This window comes from Parashewanella spongiae, assembly GCF_004358345.1.
Lineage (GTDB): Bacteria > Pseudomonadota > Gammaproteobacteria > Enterobacterales > Shewanellaceae > Parashewanella > Parashewanella spongiae.
In genome coordinates, this window is the sequence record NZ_CP037952.1 from 4380319 (window position 1) to 4392404 (window position 12086).

Annotated in this window: 8 protein-coding genes; 2 read left to right on the forward strand and 6 right to left on the reverse strand. The window is 38.6% G+C overall.

All coding sequences use genetic code 11. From position 1 onward, the window contains the following. Positions 1-21: 21 nt before the first annotated feature. The 4 genes from E2I05_RS17450 to E2I05_RS17465 form a co-directional block, all read right to left on the reverse strand. Complete coding sequence (locus E2I05_RS17450) at positions 22-741, reverse strand: hypothetical protein (RefSeq protein WP_121852482.1); 720 nt, start codon at positions 739-741, stop codon at positions 22-24. 625 nt (positions 742-1366) lie between these two features. Next, positions 1367-2527 (reverse strand): tRNA epoxyqueuosine(34) reductase QueG, encoded by a 1161-nt coding sequence (gene queG, locus E2I05_RS17455; RefSeq protein WP_121852481.1) that lies wholly within the window; start codon positions 2525-2527, stop codon positions 1367-1369. 82 nt (positions 2528-2609) lie between these two features. Further along, entirely contained in the window at positions 2610-4298 is a 1689-nt protein-coding gene (locus tag E2I05_RS17460; RefSeq protein WP_121852480.1) for an NAD-dependent malic enzyme, read from the reverse strand. Positions 4299-4352: 54 nt separating this feature from the next. Further along, entirely contained in the window at positions 4353-4814 is a 462-nt protein-coding gene (locus E2I05_RS17465; RefSeq protein ID WP_121852479.1) for a YehS family protein, read from the reverse strand. 756 nt (positions 4815-5570) lie between these two features. On the opposite strand from E2I05_RS17465, the gene E2I05_RS17470 reads away from it, so the two are divergent. Beyond that, positions 5571-6200, forward strand: a complete 630-nt coding sequence (locus E2I05_RS17470) for a Crp/Fnr family transcriptional regulator (RefSeq protein ID WP_243641039.1) — start codon at positions 5571-5573, stop codon at positions 6198-6200. Between the two features lie 64 nt (positions 6201-6264). Here the strand turns inward: E2I05_RS17470 and E2I05_RS17475 are convergent, their stop codons facing one another. After that, positions 6265-8661 (reverse strand): TonB-dependent receptor plug domain-containing protein, encoded by a 2397-nt coding sequence (locus tag E2I05_RS17475; RefSeq protein WP_121852477.1) that lies wholly within the window; start codon positions 8659-8661, stop codon positions 6265-6267. Positions 8662-8987: 326 nt separating this feature from the next. On the opposite strand from E2I05_RS17475, the gene E2I05_RS17480 reads away from it, so the two are divergent. Further along, positions 8988-9785: a protein kinase family protein gene (locus E2I05_RS17480; protein ID WP_133309771.1), complete on the forward strand. Its 798-nt coding sequence runs from the start codon at positions 8988-8990 to the stop codon at positions 9783-9785. Positions 9786-10219: 434 nt separating this feature from the next. Here the strand turns inward: E2I05_RS17480 and E2I05_RS17485 are convergent, their stop codons facing one another. Beyond that, the gene (locus tag E2I05_RS17485) at positions 10220-11326 is read right to left on the reverse strand and encodes an NAD/NADP-dependent octopine/nopaline dehydrogenase family protein (RefSeq protein WP_121852475.1); all 1107 of its coding nucleotides are present in this window, start codon (positions 11324-11326) and stop codon (positions 10220-10222) included. Positions 11327-12086 lie beyond the last annotated feature (760 nt).

Sequence of the window (12086 nt, forward strand, 5' to 3'; positions counted from 1 at the left end):
ACGCAGAGCTCAGGTTAACTATCAGTGCCGAGGCGTTATCATCTCCATCAGCGTCTTCGTATTTTCATCTCGACTGATGAATAAATGCGAGGCTTCTCCGTCATCGGATGATTCATAAAATACGATATTATCGGAATACCAATCTTGGTCTTTCATTGCGAAAATGAAATTGGATGATACATCCATTGTCGACAACGCTTGTTCAGCTAGAAATTCAATTTTACACCACTGCTGCTTACATGAAACCTGCGTAACACCGTATGATTGAAGCTTTTCATTTGCAGCAATAATGTCTCTTAAATTATTCTCTTGCTCTGGCGCCCACTCAAAATCAGTCTCTTGAAGCTCAAAATCATCGGTCAACTTTTGATGAATAGAAACACCTGATGTCATCGCTTTTCGCATCACATCAGCAATAGTAGGACTTTCTTTTGTTATAAGTGGTTCATCACTATTTGTTACCGCTGCTTGTTCACTCGAACCGCTTGAACCTAGCTCATCAGCATGTTTATCGACATTACTTTGTAATTTCTTGGTGGCTAACTCTAAATTTTTCGTTAATAAAAAGTTTTGTTGCTTCAGCTCTTGTGTCAAACGTTTCAACTCAGCGATAGTTTCATTTTTTAATTTAGCTTCTGCACGACCGATATTGTTAAGCGCTTCTAGTGAGCTATGTTTTCCGAAAAAATACCCACCAACAATTAACCCAAAACCAGCGATAACGAATAGTAACTTTTTCATTAAACCCTCTTTAAATTGTTATACCAATTACAGTAATTAATTTCTCACTCAGCAAGAGATAAAGGTTTTCAGTACAAGGCGCATGTTCGAAGTACTATATTCCCTACGGCCGCCATACAAAACTGGCGTTCAACGCACTTAGGGACGTGGCGGAAGAATGTATACCAATTTTATCGTCACTCCTGCGAACGCAGGAGTCCAGAGTCTTTGGTTAATTTGGGCACAAGTCGCTAGATACCTGCGTTCGCAGGTATGACAAATTAAGCGTTGAAATTTAAATTGGTATTATTTGAACTGCGACATCCCTTAGTGCTTTTGTCGGGATAATTCAAGAACGTGCAACGCAGTAATGGAAACCTTTAGCCTTGCCCTTCGGGAGCTTGTATGCGCACACTTTGGTTTATAAAGAATACTTCACAAAATTATCTCAACGTAGCAATGTTATAACGACAGTTTTGTATGTCGGTAATAACTATGTTTTCACCAATTTCATTTGTACTTTGTGCGCATACATAGCTCTGAGTTGAGCATTTAATTACTGTAATTGGTATTAATTCCAATATCTTTTATATATCAAAGATATTGTCACAAACAATTTGTTAATCAAATGTTACCATCCAGAAAATTAAGCATCTCTGGGCAGGCCTTTTTCGACAGCTTTTATGACTCGATATGTCTTACGATTGACCACATCGGTTTGAGTGATTTGTTTCGACTTTTGCTGCTCAATGGCCCAATGGACATGCTCCAAGGCAACTTCATTAAGCTCACCCGATGCGACTTTTGATGTTAATGACTCAATAACCTCATTCGAAAATGGCGCATTACCCAACGCAATGGCAATATTTCGCAGCCATTGCTGATGCCCTATTCGGCGGATAGGACTGCCCTGCATCCGAGTTAAAAATTCAGGCTCTGTCCAATGAAATAAATCGAGCAGTTTGGGCTGGGTTAATTCATCTCGAGTATGAAAATCACTTTCATTTGTTAAGGGTGCAGCGCCGTTAACAGGACACACTAACTGGCAATCATCACAACCATAAATCCTATTGCCCATTAAAGGTCTTAACTCTTTATCTATTGACCCTTGATGCTCAATAGTCAGGTATGAAATACAACGGCGGCCATCAACGACATAAGGTTCGACAATCGCATTGGTAGGGCAAGATTTAATGCATGCTACGCAGGTGTTGCATCCTTCTTTAATTGGAATATCAACAGGAAGTGGCAAATTGATCATCAGTTCACCAAGGAAAAACCAACTTCCAGCGTCTTTATTGAGTATTAATGAGTGCTTACCTGTCCAACCTATCCCTGCTTTTTCGGCTAATGGTCGTTCAAGTACAGGAGCCGAATCGACAAATGGTCGATAGTCAGGCAACTCCTCTCCTAGACTTTTCATTTCATCTGCAATTCTATCGCCTAATTTTTTAAGACGATTACGCATCATTTTGTGGTAGTCACGCCCACCTGCATAACGAGAGATATAAGCTAAATTAGGATCGCGGAGATTAATTGCAAAACCAGCATTGGGAGAAAGATAATCCATTCGAGCACTGATAACACGCAGGCAACCGGGCTGAAGCTCATGCGGACGAGCGCGCATCATGCCATGATTGGCCATATAATGCATATCACCATGATAGCCATTATCTAACCACTGTTGGAGCTTAGGTTCTTCTGATGTTAAGTCGGTGTCACAAATACCGATATGAGCGAAGCCTAGCTCCTTACCCCAGAGTTTAATTTTGTCAGCAAGTTGCCTTAACGTGTCAGCAGATAGCATGGTGGTTATTTCGTAGAGAATTAAAAATCGGGCTCAATATTACCACTGAACCCGATTTAATGTTTTGATCTAAAAAGAGAGACTAGAAAGAAGTACGTTTATAACGGCGGTACTCTGGTTTCCAGAAGTTCTTTTCTATCGAATTTAATAGAATTTCATCCTTAACTTCTAATGCTAATCCTTCTTCAATCGCCACTTTACCCACTGCAAAAGCAATTTTCTTACTCACTTCGTGAATGTCTTCAAGTGATGGTAACAATTGTCCTTTGCCATTTATGGCTAACGGTGAGCACTCAGCTAGGGCGCGACTTGACGCCATGAGCATACCATCTGAAACACGCTTCGCCTTAGCGGCTATCACTCCTAATCCAATACCCGGGAAGATATAACTGTTATTGCACTGAGCAATTTCATAGACTTTATCGTCAATAACAACAGGTTTAAATGGGCTACCTGTAGCAACTAATGCTTGTCCATTCGTCCAATGCAATACATCTTTCGGTGTCGCTTCAACACGGCTTGTTGGGTTAGACAAAGGGAATACAATAGGACGTTCACAATTAGCGTGCATCGTCTTAATGACTTTCTCAGTGAACAACCCCGGCGCCCCTGACACACCAATTAATACTGTAGGCTTCGCATTCGTTACTACATCTAATAACGAAATATTTTCACCCACGCCTTCCCAGCTTGAAGCAAGTGAAGCTTTTTGTGCAAGTTTTTGCTGAAATGGTAAAAGCGTTGGCATGTTATCAAGCACCAAACCCCAGCGATCAACCATGAATACTCTGCCGCGAGCTTCTGCATCGCTTATACCTTCTGAGACCATTTGAGCAACGATCGCTTCAGCAATACCACAGCCCGCACTGCCTGCACCGAGGAAAGTAATACGCTGTTCACTTAATTTAGTCCCAGCGGCTGTACAAGCGGCAAGTAATGAGCCAACCGTTACGGCTGCAGTACCTTGAATGTCATCATTAAAACAGCAATATTTGTCTTTATAACGCTCAAGAAGCGGCATCGCATTTTTCTGCGCAAAATCTTCAAATTGAATTAATGCATCAGGCCAGCGCTCAGCAACGGCTTCCATAAAGGCTTGAACAAAGTCCGCGTATTCATCACCTCCAATACGTGGATGTCTCCAGCCCATATACATTGGATCTTCAAGCAAATGTGGATTATCTGTACCAACATCAAGGGTGATTGGTAAAGTATGTGCGGGGCTAATACCTCCACAGCTGGTGTATAGAGATAACTTACCAATCGGGATCCCCATACCACCAATGCCCTGATCGCCAAGACCAAGAATACGCTCACCATCTGTCACAACAATAACTTTTACTTTTCGACGAGTAGAGTTATTTAAAATGTCGCGTATACGCTCTTTACTTGGGTAGGAAATAAATAGCCCGCGGTTACGACGATAGTTTTTCGAAAAACGCTCACACGCTAGACCCACCGTTGGCGTGTAAATAATAGGCATCATTTCAGTAATGTGGTTTTGCACCAATCGATAAAACAATGTTTCGTTGGTATCTTGAATATTACGCAAATAAATGTGTTTGTTCAGATCATTATCAAACCGTTTATATTGCTCGTAAGCTCGAGATACTTGCTCCTCAATGGTTTCGATAGCATAAGGCACTAAGCCTTCTAAATTAAAGAAGATACGTTCTTCTTCTGTAAAAGCCGTTCCTTTATTGATCAAAGGGGCTTCTAGAATAGCTGGACCAGCGTGTGGGAGATACAAATGGCGTTTATTGTCGTCCATAGCAGACCTTTTTGTTTTTTGATTGCTAATACTTAAGTTGCATTAAATGAAAAACTACATACCGCGATATTTTAAAGATAGCCCTTTAATGAAATTACGAAGCATTTGATCGCCACAAGCTTTAAAATTTTTATGGGATGGATTGCGGAACAATGCTCCCAACTCTGAACTAGATACATTCAAATCAGCCAAAGCGAGTACATCAATAATATCTTGCTCTTTCATTTCAAGTGCAATACGCAGTTTTTTAAAAATCGCGTTATTATTCATACTGCTTGGCTTTGGCACTTCAGCACCTTCGCGTAATCCACGCTTCTCGATAATCAATCCATCTAAAAACTGACAAAACACTTTGTCGACGAGTGAAACAAAAAGATCATCCTCTTCTTTTCTGAACCAATGGTGCAATTCGTGAAGCGTGATCGTCGCATTTGCGTTGGCAAAGATTCTAATCATGGCTGCATCGTCATAATCAAATACAAAACGTAAACGGCGCAAAATATCATTGTTGTTCATGGAATTCTCTTACTGCAAATGAGCGGTTTATCATAATCTAAGGATTATACCCAATGCGATATAGAAGAAGGAGATATTTTTAGTATTTGTTTTCTACCAATTACACTAATTAAATGCTCAACTCAGAGCTATGTATGTGCTCAAAGTGCATTCGAAATTGATGAAGACATAGTTGTTACCGACATACAAAGCTGTCGTTATTACATTGCTACGTCAAGACAATTTTGAGAAGTATTCTTTATAAACCAAAGTGAGCACATACAAGCTCCCAAAAGGCAAGGCTAAAGGGTTCCATTACTGCGTTACAAGCACTTGAATTACCCCGACAAAAGCACGAAGTGCGTTGAACGCCAGCTTTGTATGGCGGCGCTGTAGGGAATATAGTACATCGAGCTTGTGCCTTGCACTGAACCCCTTTAGCTCTTGCTGAGTGAGAGATTAATTACAGTTATTGGTATCACCTAAGATAAGGTTCACATCTAACCATTTAAGCTATTGATTTAAAATTACATTTAAGTTTTTACGCCATCATAAAAACATGCTACTCCTAACGAGAATTAGCCAAAGCGAGGTATTTCATTAAATCTCAATATATGTTGATCTACTCAGGTGTTTTTTCTCGGCGGATTCAAGTAAGTTATCAAGCTAATAATCATACTAATATTCAACCCTATGATAAGAGATAATCACATAAAACAGCTTGTCCACCAGCACCATTTGTTTTCAAACCTTGCTGATACTGAATTGGCTCAACTAATGAAAAGCGCTGCACGGATTCAATTAAGTTCACACGAAAATTTGTTTTTTCAAGGCGACCCAGCCAAACGCTTTTACCTCTTACTTAACGGAAATCTTCAGCTATATCGAAGTAATCCACAAGGTCAAGATAAAGTCATTGAAGTCGTCCGTGAAGGACATACTTTCGCTGAAGCATTGATGTTTAACAAACAGTCGGTATATCCAGTTTCGGCGCAGGCCGTTTCGGAATGTTTATTAATAAGTTTTGAATGCGATTGTTATCGAAACATGCTTAAACACAATTCAGAAGCTTGTATGGCAGTGATGTCAGATATGAGTGTTAGGTTACGTAAACACATTAATGAAGTCGAAGTATTGTCACTGCAAAACGCTCAATCTCGTTTATTGTTATTTCTCATGCGCCACATGAAGAATACCGATGAAAATCAAGGAAGGGTGGCATTAGACATACCCAAACGAGTGCTCGCCTCAAGATTATCCATTCAGCCAGAAACCTTTTCACGATTAATTAAAAAAATGACCGCCAACCAGCTTATTAGTGAAAATGGTCACGATATTATTATCAACGATGTAAGACAACTTTATGCCAGTGTTGACGTGCCTTTTGATTCAGATGTTCGCCATTAGCATTCAACAAAAAAGCCTCTTTTTTTAAGAGGCTTTTTTCAAAGCTTAATCACTGTCAGTAGTATTAGAAATCGTAAGACACTCCTAAATACCAACTTCCACCTTCATAATTTGCCGCACTTCTTCTTGGGTACTGCAAGCCAACACTACGACGGTTCGCATAAGGTGCATCAATCTCATCAACATACGAGTCAAACAAATTGGTCACACCGAATTTAACCTGAACCTCTTCGCTAAACTGATAGGAAAGTTCTGCATCAAAATAGATCGTTGCGCCAATTTCAGCTGTTGGGTTTTCAGCCGCTCCAATGCGTCCTCGTTCATCATAGTGAGAGCCATAATAGTTAGCTCTTAACATCAATGACAAGTCATCACTAAAAACAGTATGTGACGTTAATACAAAGCGCGAGTTTGGAAAATTATTTTCTATATCTTCAACGGTGGCGTCTGATACAGGCTTTTGACCACTTACACTTCGCTGTCCAACGACATCAATTGTATTGTAGCTATAGGATAAAGCGATGTTCGTATCAATGGAGTCAAACTCAGAGGTAACCACTAAATCAATACCTTGATGCTCAACATCCAACGCGTTCGTATAAAAAGAAATCGATGTACTATCACTCGTTGCAATATTACCGGTTCGATAAATTCTATCATCAACTGAAATTTTGTATGCATCTAGAGTAATTGAAGTTGCTTCCCCAACATTAGTGACAAAACCTAAGCTGATATTGGTCGATTCTTCCTCTTTGATTTTTTGACCACCGTATTGAATCGCAAGAGGATGGGTCGCAGGGATCAAACCTTCTTCAACTTGCAAACCAGTTGTGCCATCGAAGGTTGTAATAATAGAACTAACACTTGATTGACCCGGTGTCGGTGCATGAAAACCCGTCGATACTGCACCACGTAACGAAAAATCATCCGTAACACTATAATTGGCAGCAACTTTATAGTTAGTCGTGCCACCAAAATCAGAGAAGTCTTCATAACGCAGGGCATACTGCATTAATAACGCATCAGTCACATCATGTTCGACATCAATATAAACAGCGTAGTTATCTCTCGAAACATCACCAGCATCGTTTGGATTAATACCTTTAAAACCACTCGAACCCGCACCTAAGTATGAGTTTGGCTCTCCTGCAATAGAGGTGTAAGTCTCTTTACGCCACTCAGCACCATAGGCGACATTAAGATCTTCTCCTACTGTCGTCGAAAAATCAGCATTAATGTTGAGTTCTTGCTGCTTATAGCCACCAACATTAAAGTCCATCTGAGGGATCTGTAAATTACTATCTAACCCCAAGTCAGGGTTAACGGTGTTACTTAAAAAGTAATCAAGCTCATTCGAGCCATGACTGATACTGAAATCGTAAGTAGTATCATTGGCAAATTCACCTTCTAACCCAAAGATAATACTGAAATCTTTTTGATCACCATCTAAATAAGGTGTGAAACCCACTTCAGTTTGCTTACCAGTAAACCCTAACGCTTTTAGAGCTGTTAAAGTAGAATGATTTTGATTACGGTAAAAAAATCGATAGCGCCCAGAGGTATCAGCATAATTAACACGACTGTACAAACTCATATTGCCATCTAGTTCAACACCTGCATTCAAAAACAGACGTAATGCATCTGTCTCGGGTCTGCCCCATGTTTGAGTGAAAGGTGCATCACCAAAAGGAGAGTCCGCCCCTACCCCTTGAACACCAGAATCGATATAGCTTTGAGCATCAGGTCGAATTAATCCTCTTGATAAGGCTTCATTATCGACATATTCAAGGCTGAAGTTGGCAAAACCATTTTCACCTAATTCTAGACCTTTATTGAACCCAAACTTGATGCTCGATTCGCCCTCATAGAACTGACCATACTGTAAGTTAACCGTACCGCCTTCTGATGCATCTTTTGTGACAAAGTTTATGACACCAGCAATCGCATCAGAACCATATTGAGATGATGCACCATCTCGTAATACTTCAATCCGCTTCAAGGCGATACTAGGGATCATGGCCACATCAGCCCCGTGAGCCCCATTACCTGCTGCGGGAGCAAAAAATTGAACCAGTGCCGAGCGATGGCGACGTTTACCATCGATCAAAACTAAAGTTTGATCGGGCGCTGTACCTCTAAGGGATGTTGGTCTGACAAATGCGCTACCATCTCCTGTAGCGGGCGTGGCAATATAACTGGGCACAAGTGCTTTTAGATTATCGGTAATATCAGCCGTGTTGCCGATAGCATTGATGTCTTCTTCAGAAATAAGATCAATCGGAACGGTTGAATCTGCGACTGAGCGTTGTTTGGCACTACGTGAACCAATAACCGAAATTTTTTCGACTTTCTCGTCCGTAGCTTGTGAGTTGTTGTTGTCGGCGGCTAAAACTGTTTGACCCGTGGTTCCTAATAACATAGGGAGGAAAACCAACTTAGTTACGAAATCATTTTTGTTCATCCTTGCTCCATTTTTTCCATATAGAGTCAAATACACCTCACTTCCTTTGACCAATAATTATTTTAACATCAAATGTAATCTCGCTTATTTTTCAAATAAATGCAAACGAGTTAGGGCCATTGTGTTGAGGTAATACTTTTCACCAAGATTATGTTTGATCCTGGCCAATAAAGAGCATACTGTGTTGTCTTTGATTTTATGCTGGTAGACACGGAATTGTCCCAAAGTTACTTAGAGCACAAGCTCACCTTACATTTTATTAAGAACTTTAAGCTTCTAATTAAAAATCTTTAACTTATCAAATAAATTTTCATATTTTAATATGCTTGTTTACTTTATTAAAAACTACTCACTATTTCATGCAGCCCCTTATTACATCAGAAGCTTCTCCTACATATCAGTCACTGCAAAAGGCTACAAAATTTACATGGACGATTGGTGGAACTGAATACGAATGTGATAAAAAAGCACTTGAAAAATCAGGGTTGAGAGAAAGATATACTGATTTTCATTATATCGATCGAGGTTGGTATGCATACATATATAGAGCAACTGATAAAAAAGAACTTAGTCACTGGGCTCTAAAAGTCGTCGAAAAAGAAAAATGGCAACGTAGATTTAAGCAAGATATAAATAACTTTCATTTAACTAAAGGCGAGAAAGCAATAATACAGTCTCTAGAGCATCACGACTTAGGTCCAACAGGTGTTTTGGTTATTGAATTTGCAGATGGGGACATGTCTTACAGGGATACCCCTTTTAAAAAAATAAAAACTGAACGTACATTTCGGATATTGGCTCGGCAGTTATTAGAAGGAGTTGAAACCTTAGATAGACTTGGTTTGTATCATGATACCCTTGGTTTGTTTGATTTTTTGTATGTAAATGATGCTGGTAGGGTAAAGTTAAGTGGTCTAGAGCGAGCAGTAAAAAACCACAGGCTTAATAAAGAAGCCCTTAAAGTCGTTTATAGCGCTCTAAAGCCTTTCTCTCGAAGTTTTAAACTCAGCGATGCAAGCAACGATTTACTTTCAACTTTAGAGGGTGGGAAAAGTGTCGCAGCTGATTTATTGAAACATGAAATATTTACTACCCTACCTGTCGACCTTCCATTAGAGTTATAGCGTAATTTTTTCATCATCAACATAAGAATAAGAGCCAAATAAATACATTATGAAACACTGTGATTAACTTGAAATTGTCCAGTTCTATTCTATGACATTTTCTGTATGGCGCATTCTGTAATTTTTCGTCATTCCCCTGCGAAGGCAGGAATCCAGTGGTTTTGAAAAATCTAAGAAATTTTTGTGCCGTTAATTAATATGTTTAACAGCCAAAGAAAGACACTGGATGCCCGACTAAAACATTCGGGCATGACTTGTGCTGTTTAAGGTAAGGCTTATAAATTCTGTGATGTTTATGTCCACAAATGAGTTTGTACTCCTGACCCGTTTTTAACTAAAATATCTATTCAACATTATGTGAATTTCAATAACTTTACGTAACATATTAAATTTCAAAAGAAAGGATAGTTGTGCATATTCCAATATTTTCATAGTTATTTATTTTCATTATAAATCTCTTCTAAAAGTGGTACATGTTTTAGGCTACGCCCAAGTTGTAAGTAATCCTTTTGGTTGATCAACGACGATAAATTAATAATTGATGACATTACTTTGGCTTCGTAACCTAACCGAAGACCCAAAGTAAACCAAGGTACCAAGATATAAGGTACATCTTGCTCTATATACCTATCATTCATGTTGTTAGGGCACAGATATTGCTCATTGTGAACAGCTGACTGAGTAAAAAAGTCATAAATGGAATTAAATGAAGTCCCATAAAATTGATTTAACATTTCTACATAGCTGCATATTTCAAATCCGCATAATTTACCAATATGTTGTCGCTCTTTATCCATCTCAGTGATCAAAGTAGCTGTTTTTTCAGAGATTCCATCTTTATAAAAATAAAAAGGGAGGTTCCCATTACCTATACGTCCAGCATTTAAGAGAGTATTTATCGGATGAGTTATACCATCTGGGATGGTTAGTCCTAATTTAATTACGCTTTGATGAACAATCAGCTCAAGAGGAAGAATTGTCCTTAATTCAATTAAAACTTCAGTCATTATCTGTCTTGGTAACATCGCAACAGATAGCATTTTTTTAATTGCAATTATCGATATTTTCCCTGGTGATTCAGCTCTACAAGCGTACGGTAAGCTATTAAAATCAACAAAAGTTACTTGTAGTTTATTAGATTGTTTTAGTAATTGATTATAAAAAAACAAAGCTGAAAAATGAGCGTTAAATGTACAAACCACTTGTCCATTATTTAGATGGTTATACATACTGTTAAAGATTTCATCATGAGCAAAACCTGGTATACACAAAAAAATATATTTAGCGTTATTAAGGGCGTCTTTCATGTCACTTGTAACATGATGAATTTTTACTTTGAAATTAAGTTCACCACAACACTGGACTTCAGAATTTTGCATTAAATAATTTAATGTACTCGCATGGTTTTGAGGCGCATAAAGGGTAACTTTATACCCTAAGTACGTTAGGTGGGCAGCAATAGCTTGCCCACCATTTCCACAACCCACGATTGTGATATTTTTAATATTAGAATGCTCTGTAAATTCGTTTGTTATATTCATATCATTCCAATTAGTTTCATGATTATTTTATAAAATCAATTTATTGCTTTGCTATATGAGTGAGAATAAGTAATCTCTACTATTTGTGATGGGGAATTGTTTTCCGAGTAAAATCATATTGTAACGGATCTCATTACCAGATATTTCAAACACGCTAACAACAACATAGTATTGAAATATGAACTTTAAACTAGTTCATTTAAGACTGGTTAATGTGGTTAAGTTATAAGGCACTCTTAAGCTTAATACTGTCTAGGTGCTATGAGAAGAATAAACTGTTTTTATCCATTGATTGTGTCAACGGTGCTAACAGTCAAACTCGGAAATATCCAAATCCGAGATAGATTTTTTGATTTCCTCTCATTACACCATCAAACAGTTTCGAGCCTGAAATACTCAACACACTAAAAAGGTTAACCAAATTCCCCTTCGAATTTGCCTACGTGAATACTGATAATGATTTGAACTCAGCTCGTTGAGTTAGCTTTCGTTGGAGCCTAGTTTGCGACTTGAAAGCGACAGTTATTCTCAGCGATGAGCGGCGGAGTTTTCAACTTTGTCAGGGCGGCACAGGCGCTTCCAAAGGAGAATTTGCTGGTAAATCTCCTTTTAAACTGTGTGACACGCCGTATCACGACTTTTAAGTTTCGTAATAACTTTAATCACTTAGTGTAAATTAAAATAGTTTCAATTTTCAGTAAAGAAAACTAAATCAAACTGTCCTCAAAATGAGATTATAAAATTCAAATCAAAATTATTT